The sequence below is a fragment of the Massilia antarctica genome (assembly GCF_015689335.1).
Lineage (GTDB): Bacteria > Pseudomonadota > Gammaproteobacteria > Burkholderiales > Burkholderiaceae_D > Telluria_A > Telluria_A antarctica.
Genome location: NZ_CP065053.1, coordinates 714,297 through 736,165, shown reverse-complemented (window position 1 = coordinate 736,165; position 21,869 = coordinate 714,297). Strand labels below are relative to the sequence as shown.

At 62.3% G+C, this 21,869-nt stretch carries 22 protein-coding genes; 12 read left to right on the top strand and 10 right to left on the bottom strand.

What is annotated here, in order from left to right; genetic code table 11:
- Positions 1 to 95 precede the first annotated feature (95 nt).
- The gene (locus IV454_RS03255) at positions 96 to 566 is read right to left on the bottom strand and encodes a cache domain-containing protein (protein WP_206090284.1); all 471 of its coding nucleotides are present in this window, start codon (positions 564 to 566) and stop codon (positions 96 to 98) included.
- Positions 567 to 1,522: 956 nt separating this feature from the next.
- On the opposite strand from IV454_RS03255, the gene IV454_RS03250 reads away from it, so the two are divergent.
- The 3 genes from IV454_RS03250 (at position 1,523) to IV454_RS03240 (ending at position 3,435) form a co-directional block, all read left to right on the top strand.
- Positions 1,523 to 2,509: a hypothetical protein gene (locus IV454_RS03250; RefSeq protein WP_206090281.1), complete on the top strand. Its 987-nt coding sequence runs from the start codon at positions 1,523 to 1,525 to the stop codon at positions 2,507 to 2,509.
- Between the two features lie 78 nt (positions 2,510 to 2,587).
- A complete protein-coding gene (locus tag IV454_RS03245) occupies positions 2,588 to 3,127 on the top strand; it encodes a YggT family protein (protein WP_229522040.1) in 540 nt (179 codons plus the stop codon).
- Positions 3,127 to 3,435 carry a DUF167 domain-containing protein gene (locus tag IV454_RS03240; RefSeq protein WP_206092528.1) on the top strand — a complete coding sequence of 103 codons (309 nt, stop codon included), beginning with the start codon at positions 3,127 to 3,129 and terminating at the stop codon, positions 3,433 to 3,435. Before IV454_RS03245 ends, IV454_RS03240 begins: the two co-directional genes overlap by 1 nt.
- A 102-nt stretch (positions 3,436 to 3,537) precedes the next feature.
- Here IV454_RS03240 and IV454_RS03235 read toward each other — a convergent pair whose 3' ends face one another.
- The 9 genes from IV454_RS03235 to IV454_RS03195 form a co-directional block, all read right to left on the bottom strand.
- Positions 3,538 to 4,866: an IS4 family transposase gene (locus IV454_RS03235; protein WP_206087073.1), complete on the bottom strand. Its 1,329-nt coding sequence runs from the start codon at positions 4,864 to 4,866 to the stop codon at positions 3,538 to 3,540.
- Between the two features lie 273 nt (positions 4,867 to 5,139).
- On the bottom strand, positions 5,140 to 6,078 hold the full coding sequence (locus IV454_RS03230) for a carbohydrate kinase family protein (protein ID WP_206090279.1): 939 nt from the start codon (positions 6,076 to 6,078) through the stop codon (positions 5,140 to 5,142).
- A gap of 10 nt (positions 6,079 to 6,088) precedes the next feature.
- Positions 6,089 to 8,353, bottom strand: a complete 2,265-nt coding sequence (locus IV454_RS33655) for a zinc-ribbon and DUF3426 domain-containing protein (protein WP_206090277.1) — start codon at positions 8,351 to 8,353, stop codon at positions 6,089 to 6,091.
- Between the two features lie 4 nt (positions 8,354 to 8,357).
- Complete coding sequence (gene prmA / locus IV454_RS03220) at positions 8,358 to 9,305, bottom strand: 50S ribosomal protein L11 methyltransferase (RefSeq protein WP_206090275.1); 948 nt, start codon at positions 9,303 to 9,305, stop codon at positions 8,358 to 8,360.
- Positions 9,302 to 10,702, bottom strand: a complete 1,401-nt coding sequence (accC, locus tag IV454_RS03215) for an acetyl-CoA carboxylase biotin carboxylase subunit (protein ID WP_054268457.1) — start codon at positions 10,700 to 10,702, stop codon at positions 9,302 to 9,304. Before accC ends, prmA begins: the two co-directional genes overlap by 4 nt.
- A 9-nt stretch (positions 10,703 to 10,711) precedes the next feature.
- A complete protein-coding gene (gene accB, locus IV454_RS03210) occupies positions 10,712 to 11,170 on the bottom strand; it encodes an acetyl-CoA carboxylase biotin carboxyl carrier protein (protein WP_206090273.1) in 459 nt (152 codons plus the stop codon).
- 93 nt (positions 11,171 to 11,263) lie between these two features.
- On the bottom strand, positions 11,264 to 11,701 hold the full coding sequence (gene aroQ, locus IV454_RS03205) for a type II 3-dehydroquinate dehydratase (protein WP_206090271.1): 438 nt from the start codon (positions 11,699 to 11,701) through the stop codon (positions 11,264 to 11,266).
- 138 nt (positions 11,702 to 11,839) lie between these two features.
- Positions 11,840 to 12,421 (bottom strand): TlpA family protein disulfide reductase, encoded by a 582-nt coding sequence (locus IV454_RS03200; protein ID WP_206090269.1) that lies wholly within the window; start codon positions 12,419 to 12,421, stop codon positions 11,840 to 11,842.
- A complete protein-coding gene (locus IV454_RS03195; RefSeq protein ID WP_206092527.1) occupies positions 12,418 to 13,050 on the bottom strand; it encodes a hypothetical protein in 633 nt (210 codons plus the stop codon). The genes IV454_RS03200 and IV454_RS03195 overlap by 4 nt, the downstream gene beginning before the upstream one ends.
- A gap of 83 nt (positions 13,051 to 13,133) precedes the next feature.
- Here IV454_RS03195 and mpl point away from each other — a divergent pair, with 83 nt between their 5' ends.
- The 9 genes from mpl to corA all read left to right on the top strand — a co-directional run bounded on the left by mpl (position 13,134) and on the right by corA (position 21,785).
- Positions 13,134 to 14,513: a UDP-N-acetylmuramate:L-alanyl-gamma-D-glutamyl-meso-diaminopimelate ligase gene (gene mpl / locus IV454_RS03190; protein WP_206090267.1), complete on the top strand. Its 1,380-nt coding sequence runs from the start codon at positions 13,134 to 13,136 to the stop codon at positions 14,511 to 14,513.
- A complete protein-coding gene (locus tag IV454_RS03185) occupies positions 14,510 to 15,097 on the top strand; it encodes a YqiA/YcfP family alpha/beta fold hydrolase (RefSeq protein ID WP_206090265.1) in 588 nt (195 codons plus the stop codon). The genes mpl and IV454_RS03185 overlap by 4 nt, the downstream gene beginning before the upstream one ends.
- Entirely contained in the window at positions 15,094 to 15,684 is a 591-nt protein-coding gene (locus IV454_RS03180) for a chorismate--pyruvate lyase family protein (RefSeq protein ID WP_206092526.1), read from the top strand. The genes IV454_RS03185 and IV454_RS03180 overlap by 4 nt, the downstream gene beginning before the upstream one ends.
- Positions 15,685 to 15,699: 15 nt before the next feature.
- The gene (locus IV454_RS03175; RefSeq protein WP_206090263.1) at positions 15,700 to 17,790 is read left to right on the top strand and encodes a ribonuclease catalytic domain-containing protein; all 2,091 of its coding nucleotides are present in this window, start codon (positions 15,700 to 15,702) and stop codon (positions 17,788 to 17,790) included.
- Between the two features lie 78 nt (positions 17,791 to 17,868).
- Positions 17,869 to 18,753, top strand: a complete 885-nt coding sequence (locus IV454_RS03170; protein ID WP_206090261.1) for an energy transducer TonB — start codon at positions 17,869 to 17,871, stop codon at positions 18,751 to 18,753.
- Positions 18,750 to 19,577 (top strand): shikimate dehydrogenase, encoded by an 828-nt coding sequence (aroE, locus tag IV454_RS03165; protein WP_206090259.1) that lies wholly within the window; start codon positions 18,750 to 18,752, stop codon positions 19,575 to 19,577. The genes IV454_RS03170 and aroE overlap by 4 nt, the downstream gene beginning before the upstream one ends.
- Before the next feature lies 1 nt (position 19,578).
- The gene (gene mtgA / locus IV454_RS03160; RefSeq protein WP_206090257.1) at positions 19,579 to 20,289 is read left to right on the top strand and encodes a monofunctional biosynthetic peptidoglycan transglycosylase; all 711 of its coding nucleotides are present in this window, start codon (positions 19,579 to 19,581) and stop codon (positions 20,287 to 20,289) included.
- Positions 20,290 to 20,309: 20 nt separating this feature from the next.
- Entirely contained in the window at positions 20,310 to 20,738 is a 429-nt protein-coding gene (locus IV454_RS03155; protein ID WP_206090255.1) for a DUF4124 domain-containing protein, read from the top strand.
- Positions 20,739 to 20,819: 81 nt separating this feature from the next.
- A complete protein-coding gene (gene corA / locus IV454_RS03150; protein ID WP_054268469.1) occupies positions 20,820 to 21,785 on the top strand; it encodes a magnesium/cobalt transporter CorA in 966 nt (321 codons plus the stop codon).
- The last annotated feature ends 84 nt before the right edge of the window (positions 21,786 to 21,869 follow it).

The following is a 21,869-nucleotide window of genomic DNA, read 5'->3' as shown; positions in this document are numbered from 1 at the left end:
CCTTCCGCATGCTGATGAAAGCTCCCCGCGGGGAGCTTTCATCGTTTACGGTGCCATCGGCGATGGCGCGCATGGCCAGGGCAGCGGCTTGCGGGTCAGGATTTGCCGGGCTTGTACACGCCGCAGGCGAAGTAGACATCGTCCACCCGCTCGACGTAGGTGCTCTTCGGTTCCAGCGCGCCGCTCTTGGAATTGGGCCACTTGTACTCGACCCAGCCCTTGCCCTCCTTGGCCGCCACTTCGCGGAAGCGGCGCGTGAAATACACGCCGTCGACGTCGCGCATGTCGTTCAGGTCCTTGCCAACGAGCTTGGCGTTGGCGCCGTGCGCCATCACCGGCCCCGGCGCGACGGGCGCGATGAACAGGTACAAGTCCTTGCTTTCAAACATACCGGTCTTGCCATTGATCTCGGCCGCGGTCTTTTCCATGCCGTTCGTCTTGTAGTAGGCGATCGCCTTTTTCACCAGCGCCACCGCTTCCTCGCTGGTGCCGCGTTCGGCGGCTCCCGCCGCCGCCATCAGCGATGCCATGCCGAGGACGGCGAGCCACTTGACTAGTCTGTTCATTGATCTTCTCCTGTCTTGTTGTGGTCGCCACGCGGCGCCTGAAGCGATGCTATGCCGGCGTCACATCCGGCACAAGAGCGCACGCGACAAGTGGCGGCGCGGCGCAGCAAAACTGTTTACCTCAAGAGACGGCACGCTCGCGCGGATGCGGACATTGCGTGCGCATCAGCGCGAATGCGTCTCGCAGCAGCAACGAACAGCACGCGCTGTGCGCGTCGCACTGCCATTGGCGCATTCGACGCCGCGCACCTCGCCGCGCGCCGCGCGCAGGCGCGCCGCATGTCGCTGGTGCTGCCGGCGTTGCGCGCGCCGGCAGCGTCGCGCAAGGCATAGCGCCTTTAGGTACGGCATGTCTGCGTTGACCACGCACGCGCGCCCGCAGTTTCAGGGCCGCGTCGAGAGCACGCGCGCCGACGCGCCGCGCGCATTGGCGCCGCGCCGCGCATGACGATCACGCAGGCACGCGTGCGCCGCGCGAAAAAAAAAGTCAAACAAATGCTGTGTGCCAGTTGCGCACTGACAAGGTTTTCGTGTACTTTACGTGATTGAATTTGTCAAAACGTGAACGCGAAGATGCAAGCCGCGCGCGACGACAAAATCATCGATCAAAATGGGACGCTGATTCAACAGATATGTGCTTAAACTTCTGCAAAAGACAAAGCCGCACTGCCTGATCCGGTTCAGGCATGGCGGCTTTTTCTTTTACGGTTGTGGGCTTTTGGATGTGGACAGCGAACCATGAACACCGTATCCGTCGTCTCTGTTTTCAGAAACGACTATAGCTGAAGCGCTGCAAACTTGAGGAGTTGCAGCAGTTCAGCTGGTGCCGAATTCATTAGCATAAACACGATCACGTTTGTGCCGATGAATAATTCGCCTGACCTCCAGTTACGGGTCGGACGGGTTTTACATCTTGTAGCGTGATTTTTTCCCATCGCAGATGAAGGAGAACCCAAATGGCAACAGCCGCTAAGAAACCCGCAGTAAAGAAACCAGTCGCGAAAGCCGCTGCCGAGAAACCAGTGAAGAAAGTCGCCGCGAAAGCAGCCGCAGCCAAGCCAGCCACGAAAGCCGCAGCCAAACCTGCAGCCAAGCCGGCAGCGAAAAAGGCCGCAGCGAAAACCGCAGCCAAGCCAGCAGCAAAGCCAGCAGCGAAAAAAGCCGCAGCCAAGCCAGCAGCGAAGCCAGTAGCGAAAAAAGCCGCAGCAAAAACCGCCGCCAAGCCAGTCGCCAAGTCGGCAGCGAAGTCGGCAGCCAAGCCGGTAGCGAAGAAAGCAGCAGCCAAGCCAGTCGCCAAAAAAGCAGCAGCCAAGCCAGTCGCCAAAAAAGCGGCAGCCAAACCAGCAGCCAAGGCAAAAGCCGCGGCCAAGCCGGTAGCGAAGAAGGCAGCAGCGAAGCCAGCAGCGAAAAAAGCCGCAGCGAAGTCGTCGGCCAAGCCAGCAGCCAAGTCGGCAGCCAAGCCGGTAGCGAAAAAAGCCGCAGCTAAATCGGCCGCCAAGCCTGTCGCCAAAAAAGCGGCAGCCAAGCCAGCAGCCAGCAAAGCCGCAGCCAAGCCAGCCGCCAAAAAAGCAGCAGCGACGTCGACCGCCAAAAAACCAGCAGTAACTAAAGCAGCAGCAAAGCCAGCAGCGAAAGCAGCAGCAAAGCCAGCAGCAAAAAAGGTGGCGGCTAAGCCAGCAGCAAAAAAGCCGGTTAAGGCTGCGGCGAAGCCAGCAGCCAAGCCAGCAGCGGCGCCAGCGGCAGCTCCTGTCGTTGCGGCAGCCAAGCCGGTTGTAAAGAAGGCGGGACCGCCGAAGAAGGCAGCTGCGCCGAAAACCGACGCGGCATCGAAGCTGGCAACTCCTGCACCAGCAGCAGTGGCAGCACCGGCTCCGGCCCCAGCGGCGAAAACTGTGTTGGCTCCGGCAGCAGCATGGCCTTTCCCGACCAGCAGCCGTCCGTAACAGGCAGTTGGGCCTGGATCAGGCAAAATACCGCTGTGTGACTCGTATCACACAGCGGTTTTTTTTTAAGGAGACTCCGTGCTCAGTATTGTTTATTTGATTGTCGACACGGTCGCCACGATTTTGGGCGGCGCCCTGTTGCTGCGTTTCTGGATGCAGGCGATCCGGGTACGTCCACCGGCCTCGGTGGCGCAATTCACCTTTACCCTGACCGACTGGCTGGTCAAGCCGATGCGGCGCATGGTGCCTGGCGTGGGTGGGTACGACTGGGCCAGCCTGATTGGCGCCCTGCTCGTCGTCGGTCTAGCGACCACCTTGTACTTCCTGATTGGCTTCACGGGCGAAATGGTCGCCGTGAAAGTCCTGTACCGCTTTATTACCTGGATGATTTACGGCCTGATGGCGCTGCTGATTCTCGAGGGCGTGTTCAGCTGGGTCAATCCGCACGCGCCGCTGGCGCCGTTCGTGCGCGCCCTGAACGAGCCCTTGCTGCGTCATCTACGCCGCGTCGTACCGCCGCTGGGCGGGGTCGACTTCTCGATGCTGGTGCTGCTGATCCTGCTGCAGATCATCCTGATGCTGGTCAGGGAGATCTTTCCTCCCTACGTGCTGGCTTGATGGAGCAGGCCTGGTGTTCGGCGCAGCCGCGCGGCATTCGGCTGGCGGTACAGATCACGCCGAACGCCAAGAAGACCGAAGTGATCGGCGTGCTGGGCGATTCGCTCAAGCTCAAGCTGCAGGCGCAGCCGATCGAAGGCAGGGCCAACGAGGCCCTGATCAAATATCTCTCGGGAGAGCTGGGCGTACCCAAAAGTGCGCTCACCATCACGCACGGGCTGACCAGCAAGCGCAAGCTGGTCGAGGTGGTATCGGCGACCCTGACCCCGGGGCAAGCCGCACGGATACTGCTGAAGCAAAGCAACTAACAACCGGGGTCTGACCTCTGATTAGAAATCTTTCAAACGACCGGGGTCTGACCTCCGATTAGAAATCTTTCTAAACAGAGGTCAGACCCTAATGCCGTTAAGTTAAGCGCTTGACTTCAATCTGGTGACCGGATATCTCTGGGCTTTCGCTTTTACGACCCGGTCGAATTTTCGACCGGGTCGATGAGTCTTCAGATCAAGCACGAGCCGCTCCCGCAGACGTTTCAAGGTGGCGGGGAGTTTTCCTTGCGCCTGCGTTGCTGCGGCGATGAGCAGCTCATATTGAATTGTGTGCAGTGCCAGCACGAAGCTGATGTCGGTAGGCTGGCACTTCGCTTCGAGAGCAGCCTTGGCGATTTCAATTCGCAACAAATTGTAGGCGATGAGCGCGCCCCAGATTTCCTGCATCGTCCCGTCGACTGTCATGCTGCGTAAGGTATGCGCTGATCCCAGCATGGTCTGCTTGATTTCGCGATAACTCGTCTCGATCGCCCAGCGGCGCCAGTAGCAGTCGACGATCTGCTTGGCTGTGATGGCTTTTTTATCGGTGAGCGAGGTGAGTACATATTTCAACTCGCCGGTGCCGTCACCTATGCGCACCGCGCGGGCACGCCACGAAGCGAGCAGCGTCGGATCCTTGCGCATGGCCGAGTCGGACACCTCCATCTCAACAAGCCCATCTTCCACTGTTCCCTCTATTAACTTCCAGCGCGTATTACTCTTTGCCGGAATCAGATAGTGACGACAATGTCCCTGCCCAGCCAAATTGCACAGGATTTCTGCTGACAGAAAGCCTGCATCGAAGACGGTGAGGGAGCTGTCCGGCACGCTTGCGATCAACTCCTTGGCGAAGCTCGCTTCACTCGTCGCGTAGGGCCCGAAACGGGCATCGAGGATCAGATGCGTCGGTACGGCGGTCAGTGTGACACCCTTCGCTTGTGGGTAACTCGCCACACTCCCTTTGGCATATTTCTGGGCGCCGAAGTGCGCGCGGTTGGCCTCGCTCTCGGCAAGACGCAAGGTCGTGCCATCCATGGCAAAAAGACTCATCCCGTGAAACAAATAGGCTGAGTGATCTTCCTCACTCCATGCCTGGGCCGAGCATTCAAACAGCCAACGCAGTGGTTCGGGCCCAAGCCGCTGGCGCGCCTGGCAGGCCGCGCTGGCGGTTAAGCAGGCACCTTCCAATTCCGGGAGTGCCAAGTCCAAGTCATCGAGTACTTCTTTGACAGACAGATGGCGATACAGGGCCAAAGCGATGACTAGCCACACCACTTGCTGTGCAGGAAGGCGGCGCCGACGGATACTGGCTTTGCCTTTCGCTTCGAGGGCAGCTTCAATCCATTCGTACGGTAATTCCTTACCCAGTCGCCTCCAATCTGGAGGAAATCGCGGGAGGTCAATGGCAAGAGAGAGGGCATCTGAGAACATAGTTCCAGACGTTAACACTTCTGGAACTTGTTTACAAGAAGCGACAGTCAAGGGCTTAACTTAACGGCATTAAGGTCAGACCCCGGTTGTGTTTCTATTATCGGGAGAATTGGGCGTACCGAAAAGTGCACTCACGACCACGCCCGGCCTGATTAACAGGCGCAAGCTGGTCGAAGTGGTGCCGGCGACCATGATGCCGGAGCAGGTCGCGCGGATAATGCTGAAGTAGAGCAACTAATTTCTAAACAGAGGTCAGACCCCGGTTGTGGGAATTTAGTAGCGGTAGCCGAACTCGGCTTCGAACTTGTCGGCGATCTGGGCGGCCGTGACGACGTGGTTCTGCCCGCCCTGGTGGGCAATCTTGATCGCGCCCATCAGGCTCGCCAGGCGGCCTGTGGCTGGCCAGTCGAGATCGTTCGTGATGCCGAACAGTAGCCCGGCGCGGTAGGCGTCGCCGCAACCGGTCGGGTCGACCACCGCCGCCGCTTGCACGCAGGGAATCTCATGGCGCTTGCCGCCGGTGTAAATCTCCGATCCCTTTTCGCCGCGCGTGACGATCAGCGCTTCCAGGCGGCCAGCAATGTCGGGCAGGGTCAGGCCCGTGCGGTCCATCAGCATCTCGAATTCGTAGTCGTTGGCCGCCACATAGGTCGCCTGGTTGATGAATTCGATTAATTCGTCGCCGCTGAACATCGGCAATTGCTGGCCCGGGTCGAACATGAACGGCACTTTTAGCTCCGCGCAGTCGCGCGCGTGCTTGAGCATGCCGCCACGCCCGTCCGGCGCGATGATGGCCACGCGCAGCTCGCCCTGGTCGCCGACATTGTTTTCATGCGCGAATTCCATCGCGCCCGGGTGGAAGGCGTTGATCTGGTTGTTGTCGAGGTCGGCCGTGACGAAGCATTGCGCGGTGTACGAGTGGGCGATCTTGCGGATCGCGCGCGTCTCGATGCCGAGCTTTTCGAAGCGTTCCAGGTATTCGCCGCCATCCTGGCCGATCGCGGCCATGATCAGCGGTTCGCCGCCCAGCATCTTGAGATTGTAGGCAATGTTGGCCGAGCAGCCGCCGTATTCGGTGCGCAAGGTGGGGACCAGGAAGGAGACATTGACCTTGTGCAGTTGGTCGGCCAGAAGTGTTTCGCCGAAACGGCCGTTGTATTGCATGATCTTGTCGAATGCGAGCGATCCGCAGATCAATGTAGTCTTGGTCATGAATGGTCCCTTATGGATAGAAGATGGCGATGCGGTAGCCTGATGCCTTGATTTGTTTTACTTCAAAAGTCAGTTTGACGGCTTGTTCGGAACGCGCCGCGAAGCCTTTGGCCGGGACCGTGCCCTTGGGCAGGTATTCGGACGGAACCACCACGCGCCGCAGCAGGGTCTTGTCATTGCCATCGGTCAGCGCCAGTTCGATGTTGGGCCAGGCCTGGGTCAGGTCGCTCTGGTTGCGCAGCAGGGTCGACAAGGTGAAGGCATTGGCGCCGAGCGATTGCAACTCGCCCGTTTCGATGCTCAGGCTATCGATCTGGGCCGGCAGTTCGAGTTTGCAGCCCAAGGTGGCGCAGGCCGAGACGAGTACAGGCTTGATGGCAGGGAACTTGGCCACCAGGATGTTGCGGAAGGTGGTGACACCCTGGCCCACCAGCAGGATTGCCAGCAAGATCGAACCGAGCAGCATCGCCATGCGGCGCGAGCCTTGTTTTTCTTCCAGTTCACGGCTGCGGCGCAGGAAATCGGGCTCGTCGTGCTCCGGCTCGGGGACAGGCGGCGCCGGCGGCGGTGGCGGTGCGGCCGGCTTCTTCGCTGGCTTTCTGGCTGGCTTCTCCGTCGGATTGTCGCCCGATGGATTGTCGCCCGATGACTGGCGCAGCAGCGGCAGCGGAGCATGCTCCAGGTCGCGCACGAGCGGTTCGGTGTTTGGGTTCAGCAATGCGTCGCTGTGCGCCTGGTCGTCGTGGGACGGGGTTTCTTCGGCGTAGGAAAGCACCAGTACGGTGTGCCCCGGCTCGTCGTACGCATGTTCGACCAGCGACGGCTCGAACCTGGCCGGTTTGGCAACGCGCGGCTCGACGTGAACCGGTTCGTCGAAGGCCGGCTCGATATGCGGCGGCTCGAACCGGGCTGGCTCGGGGGCGGCGGACTCAACGTGAATTGGCTCGTCGAACGCAGGCTCGACCAGCGGCGGCAGGAATGGGGTTGGCTCGGCGAGTTCCGCTTCGACGTGGACTGGCTCGTCGAACGCGGGCTCGGCCAGCGGCGGCAGGAATGGAGCAGGCTCGGCGGCTTCGGGTTCGGCATGGACCTGTTCGTCGAACGCGGGCGCGGCCAGCGGCGGCAGGAACTGCGCAGGCTCGGCGACTTCCGGTTCGGCGTGGACAGGTTCGTCAAACGCGGGCTCGGCCAGCGGCGGCAGGAACTGCGCGGGCTCGGCGGCTTCAGGTTCGGCATGGACAGGCTCGTCGAACGCGGGCGCGATCGGCGGCAGTTCGAATTGAGCCGGCTCGACGTGCACTGCCTCGACAAATGCAGGCGCGATTGGCGGCGGTTCGAGCGGCGCAGGCGCGACAAATACCGGTTCCGCGACGGGTGGCTCGGTAACGCCATGCACCGCCGGGGCACCGTTCTCGAAAACCGGTTCGGCAAAGCGCGGCTCTGCGAACGTCGGCTCGGAAAAATGCGGTTCCACGAACAAGGGCGCGACAAATTCCGGTTCCTTGCGCTCCGGCTCGAAGAACACCGGCTCGATGCGCGCATTCGGATCGCGCACCTGGGCGGACGGGTAGCTCAGGTCGAGTAAGGGCTCGTCGAAGCTCAGCTCTCCGAATTCCGGCTCGGACAGGTCTTCCGGCGGCGCAATCGCGACGATTTCTTCATCGATCGGCATGTCGACCGGAAATGGCGCAGGGCTTGATCCTGACGGCGATGCTTCGTGGCCATCGATATCGATCGTCGGCCACGGCGTCTTGGACTTGCCGCGCCAGGCGGCGGGCGGCGGCTCGGGTTCGACGTATGGTGCCGCGTAGGGCTCGTCATACATGTCCTCGGGCTCGACAAAGGTCGCGATCGAGAGCGGAATGAAGGGCTTGGTACGCGGGGCGGGTTCCGGCTCGGGCTCCGGTTCCGCGACAGGCTCCGGTTCAGGCGCATGCACCAGCTCGGGTTCAGGCTCAGGAACAGGCTCAGGCTCGGGAACAGGTGCCTGCGCCGGTTGCGGCCTGAGCCACACCGGAACGAAGGCAGACTCCATTTGCAAGGTGGACACGGCATTGCCGGGATCGGCGAACGCACTCGCCGCCGGGGCGGCAGGTGGTTCGACAACAGGGGAGGGGATCGCTGGCGGCAGAGAGTCGAGTTCGACCAGTGCCGCGTTGCCATCGAAAATTTCATTGCAGGCGCCGCAGCGCACTATGCCCCCACGTAACTTCAGCTGGTCGGAGGCGACCCGGAAAGTCGTGCTGCAATGGGGGCATCGAGTGGCGAGCGCCATGCCTTTATTGACCGCGCGGGGTAGGTGGAACGTTGCTGCCAAGCTGGCCGTGCAGTGCTACCCAGCCATCTTGCTCCGCCCATACGCCCAAGGTGATGAAGGGCGCATACGCTTCGGCCACTTCTTCCGCCTGGCGCGCGAGCACGCCTGACAACACCAGCGAACCACCGGGAGCGACCCGGCCGGCCAGCATCGGCGCCATCAGTTTCAATGGGCTCGACAGGATGTTGGCCACGACCGTGTCGAACTTGCCGGTGGCGTGATGCGGCTTGGCCGAGACGGCGAAGCTGTCCGGCAGGTAGTAATCGATCTCGCACTGGTTGCGTGCGGCATTGTCACGTGCCGATTCGATCGCTTGCGGATCGATATCGACGCCGGCGACATCGCCCGCGCCCATTTTCTTGGCCACCATGGCCAGGATGCCGGAACCGCAACCGTAGTCGAGCACGGACTTGCCGGGAGCGGGATGCGCTTCCAGCCATTCCATGCACAAGCGCGTGGTCGGGTGGCTGCCGGTGCCGAAGGCCAGGCCCGGGTCGAGTTCGAGAATCAGGGCGTCCGGATCCGGCGCTTCGTGCCAGCTCGGAACGACCCAGATGTTCTTGCCGATATGAATAGGCGCGAATTGCGACTGGGTCAAACGCACCCAGTCTTCGTCGGCCACGGCGCGCGTGGTAAACGCCGGCGTGGTTTCAATGCCAATCGCGGCAGCCGCTTCGGCCACGATGGCGGCCTGGTCGGCGTCAACGTCGGTCAGGGCCACCACGCGGCTGTGTTCCCACGCCGCTTCGGTCGGTTCCATGCCAGGTTCGCCGAACAGCGGCTTTTCCTGGTCGGTGCCTTCGTCGGCGTCTTCCACCGACACCGACAGGGCGCCCGCTTCCATCAGCGCGTCGGACAGGGCTTCCGCGTGTTCACGTGCAATTTCAATGACAACTTCTGTCCAGCTCATGCGTCTGCCTTCGTTTCCGATTTATTAGGGCTGGTCGGGCCTTTCGGCAGGTCCGGCTTGTCGGCCAGTTTCTGCTCGAGGTAATGGATGTTGGTGCCGCCTTCGATAAAGCGCGCATCGATCATCAGTTCGCGATGCAGCGGAATATTCGTCAGGATACCCTCAACCACCATTTCCGACAGCGCAATTTGCATGCGGCGGATGGCTTGCTCGCGCGTGGCGCCGTAGGCGATGACCTTGCCGATCATCGAATCGTAATGCGGCGGCACATAATAACCGGCGTAGGCATGCGAATCGACACGGATGCCAGGGCCGCCCGGCGCGTGCCAGGACACGATGCGTCCCGGCGACGGGGTAAACTTGAACGGATCTTCGGCATTGATGCGGCACTCGACGGCGTGGCCCGACAGCATGATGTCGCGCTGGCGGAAACGCAGTTTTTCGCCGCAGGCGATGCGGATTTGTTCCTGCACGATGTCGATGCCGGTAATCATTTCGGTGACCGGGTGCTCAACCTGCACGCGCGTGTTCATCTCGATGAAGTAGAACTCGTTGTTCTCGTACAGGAACTCGAAGGTGCCCGCGCCGCGGTAGCCGATCTTGCGGCAAGCTTCGGCGCAGCGGTCGCCGATCTTTTCGATCAGCTTGCGCGGAATGCCCGGCGCCGGCGCTTCTTCGATCACTTTCTGGTGGCGGCGCTGCATCGAGCAGTCGCGCTCGCCCAGCCAGACGGCGTTCTTGTGTTCGTCGGCGAGAATCTGGATTTCCACGTGGCGCGGATTTTCCAGATACTTCTCCATATACACTTCCGGATTGCCGAAGGCGGCACCGGCTTCGGTCTTGGTCATCGCCACGGCGTTGAGCAAGGCTGCTTCGGTGTGGACCACGCGCATGCCGCGTCCGCCGCCACCGCCGGCTGCCTTGATGATCACCGGATAGCCCACGCGGCGCGCGGTCTGGATGATTTCTTTCGGGTCGTCCGGCAAGGCGCCGTCCGAGCCTGGCACGCAGGGCACGCCGGCGCGGATCATGGCTTGCTTGGCCGAGACCTTGTCGCCCATCAGGCGGATCGAGTCGGAACGCGGGCCAATGAAGACGAAGCCGGATTTTTCCACTCTTTCGGCGAAGTCGGCGTTTTCGGACAGGAAGCCGTAGCCGGGGTGAATCGCTTCGGCATCGGTGACTTCGGCCGCGCTGATGATCGCCGGCATGTTCAGGTAGCTCAGGGCCGATGGCGCCGGTCCGATACATACCGATTCATCGGCCAATTTTACGTATTTGGCGTCTTTGTCGGCTTCGGAGTGGACCACCACGGTCTTGATGCCCATCTCGCGGCAGGCGCGCTGAATACGGAGCGCGATCTCGCCACGATTGGCAATGAGAATTTTTTCAAACATAGTGGTCGGTCAGCCAATCACAAACAGCGGTTGGCCGAACTCGACAGGCTGGCCGTTTTCGACCAGGATCTTGGTCACGACGCCGGACACATCCGAGTCGATTTCATTGAGCAGCTTCATCGCTTCGATGATGCACAGGGTGTCGCCTTCCTTGATATTCGAGCCGATGTCGACATAGGCTGCGGAGCCCGGCGCCGACGAGCGATAGAAGGTACCGACCATCGGCGACTTGACGATGTGGCCGGTCGGCTCGGCCGGCACGGCCACGGGGGCAGCCACCGGTGCCGGGGCCGGGGCGCCGGCGTAGTGCTGCTGCATGCCTTGCGGCTGCATCATGACCATCTGATTCTGCGGGATTGCGGATGACTTGACGATGCGGACCTTGCTCTCGCCTTCGGTTACTTCGAGTTCAGCGATGTCCGATTCGGCGACGAGATCGATCAAGGTCTTGAGTTTTCGTAAATCCATGTGAAACCCCTTGGAATTTATTGTGTTTTAAGAGTATGCGGAATGCTCGTGATAAAAGCATAGCCGCGCATAATGCTTGAAGATGCCAGTAGATTAACGCTTTTTAAGCGCAAAGTCGATGGCATAGCGATATCCATCAATGCCGAGCCCGCAAATGGTGCCCTGCGCAATCGCGGACAAAAAAGAATGATGGCGGAACGCTTCGCGCTGATAAATATTCGAGATGTGGACTTCGACAAACGGGATGGCAACGCCGGCCAGGGCATCGCGCAAGGCCACGCTGGTATGCGTCAGCCCGCCCGGATTGATGACGATCGCGTCCACGCCATCGGTGCGGGCGTCGTGGATGGCATCGATCAGGGCACCTTCATGATTGCTCTGAAAGCAAACCATGCTGGCACCCGCCGCGGCAGCCTGGGCTATCGCAGCGTTACAGATGTCGGCTAGTGTTGCTTTGCCGTACACCTCTGGCTCCCGTGTCCCCAGCAGATTCAGGTTGGGGCCGTTGAGCAGAAGGAGCTTTTTTGCCATGGTTGAAGGGTCGTTATTGCGCGAAAGTCCCGCATTTTGCCGCCAACTGCGGGCATTGGCAAGCGAAAAAAATTGCTTGAAATTACTTAGTGGTGCATTCCGTACCGTAAAGCACGGTTGCGCCGGGGCTTTTGCCTGTCAAGACTTGAGCGCGGCCAGGTCTGCCTTGAGCTCGTCGAACTTGATGCGCCCCAGATAGGTTTTCTTGACCAGGCCGTCCGCTCCGATCAGTACGGTGTAGGGCAAGCCGCCCGCATTGTTGCCGAACTTGCGCGATAGTTCGGTGCCGTTGATGCCGGCCACGTAGATGGGATAGGTGATCTTGAATTTGGTCGCAAATTCGGCGATGTTGGTTGGCGAATCGATGCCGATGCCGATCACATTGATATGTTTCGCGCTGTGCTCGCGCGCCAGGTCGGACAGTTCCGGCATTTCTTCCACGCACGGCGGGCACCAGGGCGCCCAGAAATTGACCACCAGCGGCTTGCCCTTCCATTGCGCCAGCGCCTGGGCCTTGCCGGCCGGGTCGTTCATGGTTTCGGCAAACAGGGTCTCGACCGGCGTGTCCGCGGCCCCGGCAAGGTGGCCGGCCGGATGCGCGTCGGCCGGCGCGCTGGCCGCTACCGTGGGCGCTGGTTGATGGCGCGTGCCGACATAGGCGCCCAGCGCGCCAGCCAGCACGGCAATGCCGGCAAAGGTGAAAAGGGTTTGCTTGTTCATGTCGGGTCCTGGGGTGAAGTCGGGGGTGTCATCATGCTGCGCAAGGCGGCGGCGTCGATCCGCTGGGGGCGGCCGTCGGCGCGTGGCTTGAGGGCGCCGCGCAAGTCGTGCTTTTCATACAGTTCGGCGTGCACGCCTTCGCCATGCCATAAAAAGCTGACCGTCTCGACCGGGTCGTAACGGGCGCCCTTGAAGTGCGGCGTTTCGGAAATATCGATGGTGACGTTGCGGTTCAGCAGATAAATCTGCACTTCCTTGGCGCTGTCGGCGAACAGTTGCAGCTCGATGTCGTCATGCTCGCCGGCAGTGCCGTTCAGCACCGCGCCGGTGATGTACGGCGAAAATTCGGCCAGCGCATCCATCACTTGCAGGGCCGCCTGGCGCAGCGCGAGCAGGCGCGCCGGCTGCGTGTCGGCCTGGAACAGGGCCTGGTAATCGCGTACGGCGTCTTCGATCTGCGCGTTGTCGGGCAGCAGGTTAGCGAGGTCGGCACGGTCACCGAGCACCTGCAGCGCAGCCTTGCGCTTGGCGCTGGCATAGTCGGCGCCGTCCTGGGCAATCATGCGCGCGGCGACGGCGGCGATTTCCGCGCGCAGCAGGGAGAGATCGTCAATCGGGGTAGGCATCATGAGCGAGATAATACTCTGGAACGGTAATTCCCATTGGGTCGGGTAAAATCGCGTATTCATTCATTTGGCCACACCCCGACATCATGCATATTCACATCCTCGGCATTTGCGGCACCTTCATGGGCGGCCTCGCGGTCCTGGCGAAAGAAGCCGGCCACAAGGTCACCGGCTGCGACGCCAATGTCTACCCGCCGATGAGCACCCAGCTCGAAGCCCAAGGCATCGAGCTGATCCAGGGCTTCAGCCCCGAGCAGACCCAGCTGAATCCCGATCTGTATGTGATCGGCAATGTGGTGGCGCGCGGCAATCCGCTGGTCGAGGAAATCCTGAACCGCAGCCTGCCCTACATGTCCGGTCCCCAGTGGATCGGCGAACACATCCTGCACGATAAATGGGTACTGGCCGTGGCCGGCACGCACGGCAAGACCACCACCTCGGCCATGCTGGCCTGGATTTTGGAAGATGCCGGTTATGCGCCGGGCTTCCTGATCGGCGGCGTGCCGATGAACTTCGGCATTTCGGCGCGTCTGTCGGGCGCGGAACCATCGATCTTTTTTGTGATCGAAGCGGACGAATACGATACGGCGTTTTTCGACAAGCGCAGCAAGTTCGTGCATTACCACGCCAAAACGGCGGTGATGAACAATCTCGAATACGATCATGCCGACATCTTTCCCGATATCGGTGCCATCGAAACCCAATTCCACCACCTGGTGCGCACCGTGCCGGGTGTCGGGCGCCTGATCGTGAACGGCGACGAAGCCTCGCTCGGGCGCGTGCTCAAGCGCGGCTGCTGGAGCGAGAAGGAAATGTTCGGGGCCAGCGACGGGGTCGACTGGACCATGACCGAACACGCCGGCGGCGACTTCGATGTGGTCTTCAAGGGCGAGGTCGTCGCCACCGTGGCCTGGGGCCTGACCGGCAAGCACAACCGGCTGAACGCGCTGGCGGCGATTGCCGCGGCGCGCCACGTGGGCGTGCCGGTGGCCCAGGCGGCCGAGTCGCTGGCCCGCTTCGAGAGCGTCAAGCGGCGCATGGAAGTGCGCGGCGTGGTGCGCGACATTACCGTGTACGACGACTTTGCCCACCATCCGACAGCGATTGCCACCACCGTCAACGGCTTGCGTCAGAAGATAGGAAGCGGCGACAAGGCGCGGGGGCGCATCCTGGCCGTGCTGGAACCGCGCTCGAACACCATGAAACTGGGCTCGATGAAAGATGCCTTGCCGGGCAGCCTGCGCGAAGCGGACCTGGTGTTCGGTTTCGGCAGCCAGCAGGCGCTCGGCTGGAGCCTGGCCGATGCCCTCTGTCCGCTGGGCGCGATCGCGCACAGCTTCGACCAGATCGATTTCCTGGTGAAAGCCGTGGTCGACTCTGCCCAGCCGGGCGACCATATCCTGGTCATGAGCAACGGCGGCTTCGGCGGCGTGCACCAGAAACTGCTGGAGGCGCTGGCCCGATGATTCTTTACCTGCACGGTTTCCGCTCCTCGCCGCGCTCGTTCAAGGCGCGGGTGGTGGGCGAGAAGATGGCGGCGCTGGGGCGCGCGTCCGAGCTGATCTGCCCGCAGCTGCCGGCCTCGCCGAAAGAAGCGATGGCGCTGGCGCTGACCCTGGTCGAGCGTTATGACACAAGCGAGCTGGCCATCATCGGGTCCTCGCTGGGCGGTTATTACGCCACCTGGCTGGCCGAGCGCCTCGGCTGCCGCGCTGTGCTGCTCAATCCGGCGGTGTATCCCCTGAAAGACCTCGACAAGCATGTCGGCGTCACGACCGAGTATCATTCCGAGAAAGTTTTTGAATTCAAGCGCGACTATATCGACGAACTGGGCGAGCTGGCGGTGCCGGCCATCACCCGGCCCGAGCGTTATTTCCTGATCGCGGCCAGCGGCGACGAAGTGCTGGACTACCGCGACATGACGGCGCACTACGCCGGCGCGCGCCAGCAGGTGATCGATGGCAGCGACCACGCCATCACCGAATTCGGGCAGTACGTGGACGAGGTCCTGGCGTTTTGCCTGGACCGCGCCGCGAGCCCGGCGCGGTGAGGGGCGTCTCGCTGCGCCAGGCGTTGTGGCATCGGCATGTGAACCGGCTCAACGCGCCGCCGGCACTGCGCGACTGGCTCACCAGCGCCGGCTCGCTGACGGCGCGCCTGATCGCGCACAGCCAGGCATTCCGGGTGCAGCGTTTGCACCAGCGGCGCGCCCCGTGCCTGGCCGACGAGGCCGCCGCGCTGCATCTTCCGCGCGCGGTCCAGGTGCTGGAGCGCGAAGTGCTGTTGCGCTGCGACGGCACGCCGGTGGTGTTTGCGCACACGGTTGTGCCGCTGTCGGCCACCGCCAGCGACTGGCCGCTGTTCGGCGGGCTGGGTGAACGCTCGCTCGGCAGCACCCTGTTTTACGACCCGCAAGTGGTACGCGGCGAACTGGAATTTGCGCGGATCCGCGCCGGCCACCCCTTGATGGCGCGTGCCCGCGCGGCCCTGGGCGCGGCTGGCGACACTGTTTTATATGCACGGCGCTGCCTGTATCGCCGCCACCGGGGCATCTTGCTCGTGACCGAGGTGTTCCTGCCCCCGGTCCTGGCACTGGCCCGGCGCGATGTGACCCCAGCGCCAACTAACAATAAGTAAAGATAAAGCATGCACATGAATCTATTTTTTGAAGAATCCGGCGATTTCAAGGTCGGCACCGTGTTGTCGCAAGCGGGCGAGGCTTACCAGGTCGAAATGCCAAGCGGCAAGCGCACCAAGGTCAAGGTCAAGGACGTGCTGCTGCAGTACGAAAAGCCATCCGCCGCCGAGCTGCTGGAAGCGGCCAAGGCGGTCGCCGCCGACGTCGATTTCGAGTTCCTGTGGGAAGTCGCTGGGCAAGAAGAGTTCGGTTTCGCCGAGCTGGGCGCCGAGTATTTCGGCCACGCCCCGCTGCCGTCGGAAGCGGCCGGCCTGATCCTGGCGCTGCACGGCGCGCCGATCTATTTCTACAAGAAGGGACGCGGCCGCTACAAGGCGGCTCCGGAAGCGTCCCTGCGCGCGGCCCAGGCCGGCATCGAGAAAAAGAAACAGCAAGGCGTGATCCAGGCCGGCTATGTGGACGAGCTCAAGGCTAACCGCTTGCCGGATTCCATGCGCCCGCTGGTGCAGCAATTGCTGTTCAAGCCGGACAAGAACAGCATCGAATTCAAGGCGCTCGACGCCGCCTGCAACGAATTGCACACCACGCCGCCGCGTCTGATGCTGGCCGCCGGCGGCATCGCATCGCCCAAGCAATTGCACATGGCGCGCTTCCTGTTCGAGAATTTTCCGCGCGGATCGGGCTTCCCCGCCGTGACGGTACCAGCCGCGCCGGCCAATTTGCCGCTGGCCGCCGTGGCCGCGTTCTCGATCGATGACGTCACCACCACCGAAATCGACGATGCCTTCTCGGTCGTGACCCTGGCGGACGGCATGGTGCAGGTCGGCATCCACATTGCCGCGCCGGGCCTGGGCATCCGTCCCGACGATCCGATCGACAAAATGGCGCGCGCGCGCATGTCGACCGTCTACATGCCGGGCGACAAAATCACCATGCTGCCGGATGAACTGGTGGCGAGGTTCACCCTGGCCGAAGGCAAGACTTGCCCGGCGGTGTCCTTGTACGCCACCATCGACCCGGCCGACTGGAGCGTGAAGTCGACCGTGACCCGCGCCGAACTGGTGCCGATCAAGAGTAATCTGCGCAACAACGACCTGGACGAGGTAGTCAGCGAAGAAGCCCTGGCTGCCGGCACCGGCGAGTATCCGCACAAGGCCGAGATGGCTGTGCTGTGGCAGTGGGCGCTCACCCTGGAAGCGGCGCGCATGGTCAAGCGCGAAGGTTTCGGCCTGAAACCCGAGCAAAACAACCGGGTCGACTTCAATTTCTATGTGGAAGACGACGTGGTCACGGTGCTGCGGCGCAAGCGCGGCGCGCCGCTCGACAAGATCGTGGCCGAGCTGATGATCTTCGCCAACAGCACCTGGGGCAAGCTGATGCACGACTCGGGTGTGCCGGGTATTTACCGCTCGCAAGGCGCCGGTAGCGGCGCCGGCTGGGCCGCCAAGATGCAGGTGCGCATGGTCACCCATGCCGCCCCGCACCAGGGCCTGGGCGTGGACCAGTACGCATGGAGCACCTCGCCATTGCGCCGCTATACCGACCTGGTCAACCAGTGGCAGATCCTCGCTTGCGCCGAGCACGGCGTGACGGCCCCGCTGGTGGCCCCGTTCAAGCCGCGCGACGCCAACCTGTTCGCCATCGTCTCGGCGTTCGACGCGGCGTATGCCGCCTACAACGATCACCAGCAGAATATGGAGCGCTACTGGTGCCTGCGCTGGCTCGGCCAGCAAGACCGCCGCCAGGTCGAAGCGGTGGTGCTCAAGGATGAAGTGTTGCGTCTGGCCGACATTCCGCTGATTGTCCGCCTGCCCGGCATGCCGCAAGTGGCGCGCGGGGCGCAGGTCAAACTCGACATCCTGCGTTGGGACGAGCTCGATTTGACGATCGAAGCGCGCCTGCTGGAGCTGCCGTCGAGCACCGAGATCGCCGCCGATGCCGACCTCGACTACGAGGAAGAGGAGCCAGCGTCGGCTACCGCGTCGGCTACCGCGCCGGCTACCGCGTCGGCTACCGCGCCGGACACCGGTGAAGCAGCGGTGTCCGAAGCAGTGGAAGCCGAGGGTTCGGTAACGGTGGTTACCAGCGAGCCGACAGCCGGCTGACGTTGTCAGCATCGCCACGGCGGCCATTAGAATGTAGAATGGCCGTTCCCTGATTCAACAGATTCTTCCCGGTATCGTGTGAAGCACTTGCAAAATTTAAGCTCCCTGTCCATCGCCGTCGCCGTTTCGGTCACGGTGCACGCGGCCCTGCTGGCGGTCCGTTTCGTCGCGCCCGAGGCGTTTGCCCTGACCCCGGCCGATCCCGGCCTCGAAGTCATCCTGGTCAACGCCAAGCATGCCAACAAGCCGCTCAAGGCCGATGCCCTGGCCCAGGCCAACCTCGATGGCGGCGGCAATGCCGAGAACGGTCGCGCCGCCTCGCCCCTGCCCGACATGCACAAGAACGAGACGGGCGAAAGCGTCAAATCGACCTTGCGCCGCATCACCGAGCTTGAGCAGATGCAGCAAAACCTGCTGACCAAGACGCGCGACTCGTCCCTCAAGGCGTCGCCGGTCACCGAAAAGGAAAAGCCCGATCCGGACCGCGATGGCACCGACCTGATCGAAAGCACCAAGCCGCTGGCGCGCAAGACGGCCGAGATTGCCCAGCGCATCGAAGACCAGAACAAGCGCCCGCGCAAGACCTACATCACGCCGAGCACCCAGGCGGTGGGGTACGCGATCTATTACAAGACCATGCAAAAGCGGGTCGAGGATATCGGCACCCTGAACTTTCCCCAGCGCGAAGGCAAGAAGCTGTACGGCGAGCTGACCGTGTACATCCCGATTTTCCAGGATGGCAGCATTTACCAGAAGGATGGCGGGGTGCGCATCGAAAAGAGTTCCGGCAATCCGGCGCTCGACAAGGCCGCGCTGGCCATCGTGCGGCGCGCCGCGCCGTTCGGGGCTTTCCCGAAGAACATGCTGTCTTCCGACAAGGATGACCTGTGGGTCATCATCACGCGCTTCAAGTTCACGCACGACGACAAGCTGGAAGCCGAGTTGCGTGGCGACGGACGATGAGCGAGCGTTATTGCGTCATCGGGAACCCGATTGCCCATAGCAAGTCGCCCGAGATCCACGCCGCCTTTGCCCTGCAGACCGGGCAAGACATGGTCTACGAGCGCTGCCTGGCGCCGCTCGACGCTTTCGAGGCGACCGTGCGCGCCCTGGTGGCCGCCGGCTGCAAGGGGGCCAACGTCACCGTGCCCTTCAAGCTGCAGGCCGCCGACCTGGCCGACCGCCTGACCGAACGCGCGCGCGCGGCCGGCGCCGTGAATACCTTCCTGTTCAACAGCAGTGGCGGCATCATCGGCGACAATACCGATGGTGCCGGGCTGGTCGGCGACATCATTCGCAATGCCGGCGTCGCCCTGGAAGGCAAGCGCGTGCTGCTGCTGGGCGCGGGCGGCGCGGCGCGCGGCGTGGTCGTGCCGCTGCTGGCTGCCTTGCCGGCCGAACTGACCATTGCCAACCGCACCGCGGCCACGGCCGACGCCCTGGTCGAGCGCTTTGCCGCCCAGCTGGCGCAAGACCAGCGCCTCGCCGCCTGCGCCTTCGAGGACATTGCCGGCCCCTACGATGTCGTGATCAACGCCACCTCGGCCAGCCTGGCCGGCGACCTGCCGCCGGTGCCGGGTAGCGCCTTCGGGCCTGGCACCCTGGCGCTGGACATGATGTACGGTAAGGAGCCGAGCCGCTTCATGCTGTTTGCCAGCGAGCATGGCGCGCGCCAACGCGATGGCCTGGGCATGCTGGTCGAGCAGGCCGCCGAAGCCTTCCTGCTGTGGCGTGGCGCCCGTCCCGACACCGCAGCCATCCTGGACCGCTTGCGCCTGGGCGGTTGACATGAGCAAGGGTGGCAAGGCGGGCGGGCGGCGCTGGGTCAAGTGGATCTTCCTCGGCCCCTTGCTGCTCATCGTCCTGATCCAGCTGTATTTCTTCTTGATGGTGTGCTGGTGGTCCTGGTTCAATCCCTCGACCAGCAGCATGATGAGCGACCAGCTGGCGCTGATGCGCGAAAAAAACCCCAAGGCCGTGCTGCGGCAGCAATGGGTGCCCTACGAGCGCATTTCCGAGAACCTGAAACGGGCCGTGATCGCGTCCGAGGACGCCAATTTTTCCGAGCACGACGGGGTTGACTGGGAAGCGCTGCAAAAAGCCTACGAGCGCAACAACCGCAAGCACAAGGTGGTCGGCGGCGGTTCCACCATTACCCAGCAACTGGCCAAGAACCTGTTCCTGTCCGGCTCGCGCAGCTACCTGCGCAAGGGCCAGGAAATGATCATCGCCTTCATGCTTGAAACGGTGATGAGCAAGCAGCGCATCCTGGAGATTTACCTGAACGTGGCCGAATTCGGGCGCGGCATTTTCGGCGCCGAGGCGGCTTCGCGCTATTATTACCGTACCAGCGCGGCCAACCTGGGCGTGGCGCAGGCCGCCAAACTGGCCGTGATGCTGCCCAATCCGCGTTATTACGACCGGCACCGCAGTTCGAGCTACCTAGCGCAGCGCACCACCTTGATCGTCAACCGCATGAGTTCGGCGGAATTGCCCTAATCCTTCACCAGGAGATGACCATGTTCCATCCCCGCCGTTTCCAGGAAGGCGCCATTTCCCTGTTCTGGGTCGGCATCGGCTCGGCTGTGCTGGCCGCGCTTGCCATGGCGGCCTTGTTTTCCATGCGCTACGAGCGCAATCTGTTCGCCGAAGGCGCGGCCAAGGCCGGCAAGATGGTCGGTGCCAGCCCCGCCGGCACGGTGATCGACTCGGCCAAGAAGGCTGTCAATGAGGTGACCGGTCAGGGCGATGGCGTGATGCGCAAGTGCATCATCAACGGCAAGACCGTCATTTCCAACACCGATTGCAGGCCCGGCAACCGCACCAGCAAGGTCATCGAGATCCACGAGACCAAGGGCTTCGAGGCACCGAAAAAGCCGCCGGTGGAGAAGGCAGCCCCGGGCTCGAACCCGGCGATTGACAAAATCATCGAAAAACAGCTGCGCTGAGCCAATTTAAGTGTTTCGGGGTGGCCGGGCTCAGGCCTAACGGGTACACTTGCGCTGTTTTGAATCCGGCCGAGAAAGCGCATGATCAACGTATTTGTCCTACAAAATGGCCGACTCAATCAGGTACCGATCGAGTCCCGCGCGGATCTGGAAAACGTGGCGCCGGTCTGGGTCGACCTGACCGACCCGACCGACGACGAGCGGGCCTGGGTCAAGACAATCTACGGCGTGATCTTGCCGGGCGAAGACGAAGTCAAGGATATCGAAGCGTCGGCCCGCTATTACGAAGCGGAAAACGGCGACCTGCATCTGCGCACCGATTTCCTGCTGGAAGAAGACGACGGCCCCTCGCGCGTGGTCACGGTTGCGTTTATTCTCGCGCGCAAGATGCTGTTTTCGGTGCACACCGACGACTTGCCGGTGTTCCGCCTGGTGCGCATGCGCGCGCGCTCGCGCCCCGGGTCGATCGCCGACTACATGGATGTGCTGCTCGACCTGTACGCCACCGACGCCGAGTATTCGGCCGATGCGCTGGAAGGGATTTACCAGCATCTGGAAGAAGTCAGCGGGCTGGTGCTGCAAAAAGAATTCACCGATAAAGACGCGGCCGACGCCCTGAACGCGATCGCGCGCGAAGAAGATTTGAACGGGCGCATCCGGCGCAACATGATGGATACGCGGCGCGCGGTCAGTTTCCTGATGCGCGGACGCTTGCTCAACGCCGAGCAGTTCGAGGAAGCGCGCCAGATTCTGCGCGACATCGAATCCCTGGACGGCCACACATCCTTCCTGTTCGACAAAATCAACTTCCTGATGGATGCCACGGTCGGCTTCATCAACATTAACCAGAACAAGATCATCAAGATTTTTTCGGTGGCCTCGGTGGCCTTCCTGCCGCCGACCCTGATCGCCAGTATTTACGGCATGAACTTCAAGAGTTTTCCGGAGCTGGAGTGGCAGTACGGCTATCCGCTGGCCTTGACCCTGATGGTGGCGTCGATGATTTCGCCGGTGTGGGTGTTCTTGCGCCGGGGCTGGCTCAAATAGTACCCTGTCGTTCCCGCGGGGCGCCCAGCCCTGGCGCGAACGACGTGTTGACCCCAGCTTGGCAAGCACCCGGCGCGCCGCCAG

Coding starts and splice junctions, on each gene's coding strand:
- IV454_RS03255 (WP_206090284.1), bottom strand. CDS start 566: ATGAACAGACTAGTCAAGTGGCTCGCCGTCCTCGGCATGGCATCGCTG.
- IV454_RS03250 (WP_206090281.1), top strand. CDS start 1,523: ATGGCAACAGCCGCTAAGAAACCCGCAGTAAAGAAACCAGTCGCGAAA.
- IV454_RS03240 (WP_206092528.1), top strand. CDS start 3,127: ATGGAGCAGGCCTGGTGTTCGGCGCAGCCGCGCGGCATTCGGCTGGCG.
- IV454_RS03235 (WP_206087073.1), bottom strand. CDS start 4,866: ATGTTCTCAGATGCCCTCTCTCTTGCCATTGACCTCCCGCGATTTCCT.
- IV454_RS03230 (WP_206090279.1), bottom strand. CDS start 6,078: ATGACCAAGACTACATTGATCTGCGGATCGCTCGCATTCGACAAGATC.
- IV454_RS33655 (WP_206090277.1), bottom strand. CDS start 8,353: ATGGCGCTCGCCACTCGATGCCCCCATTGCAGCACGACTTTCCGGGTC.
- prmA (WP_206090275.1), bottom strand. CDS start 9,305: ATGAGCTGGACAGAAGTTGTCATTGAAATTGCACGTGAACACGCGGAA.
- accC (WP_054268457.1), bottom strand. CDS start 10,702: ATGTTTGAAAAAATTCTCATTGCCAATCGTGGCGAGATCGCGCTCCGT.
- accB (WP_206090273.1), bottom strand. CDS start 11,170: ATGGATTTACGAAAACTCAAGACCTTGATCGATCTCGTCGCCGAATCG.
- aroQ (WP_206090271.1), bottom strand. CDS start 11,701: ATGGCAAAAAAGCTCCTTCTGCTCAACGGCCCCAACCTGAATCTGCTG.
- IV454_RS03200 (WP_206090269.1), bottom strand. CDS start 12,421: ATGAACAAGCAAACCCTTTTCACCTTTGCCGGCATTGCCGTGCTGGCT.
- IV454_RS03195 (WP_206092527.1), bottom strand. CDS start 13,050: ATGATGCCTACCCCGATTGACGATCTCTCCCTGCTGCGCGCGGAAATC.
- mpl (WP_206090267.1), top strand. CDS start 13,134: ATGCATATTCACATCCTCGGCATTTGCGGCACCTTCATGGGCGGCCTC.
- IV454_RS03185 (WP_206090265.1), top strand. CDS start 14,510: ATGATTCTTTACCTGCACGGTTTCCGCTCCTCGCCGCGCTCGTTCAAG.
- IV454_RS03175 (WP_206090263.1), top strand. CDS start 15,700: ATGAATCTATTTTTTGAAGAATCCGGCGATTTCAAGGTCGGCACCGTG.
- aroE (WP_206090259.1), top strand. CDS start 18,750: ATGAGCGAGCGTTATTGCGTCATCGGGAACCCGATTGCCCATAGCAAG.
- mtgA (WP_206090257.1), top strand. CDS start 19,579: ATGAGCAAGGGTGGCAAGGCGGGCGGGCGGCGCTGGGTCAAGTGGATC.
- IV454_RS03155 (WP_206090255.1), top strand. CDS start 20,310: ATGTTCCATCCCCGCCGTTTCCAGGAAGGCGCCATTTCCCTGTTCTGG.
- corA (WP_054268469.1), top strand. CDS start 20,820: ATGATCAACGTATTTGTCCTACAAAATGGCCGACTCAATCAGGTACCG.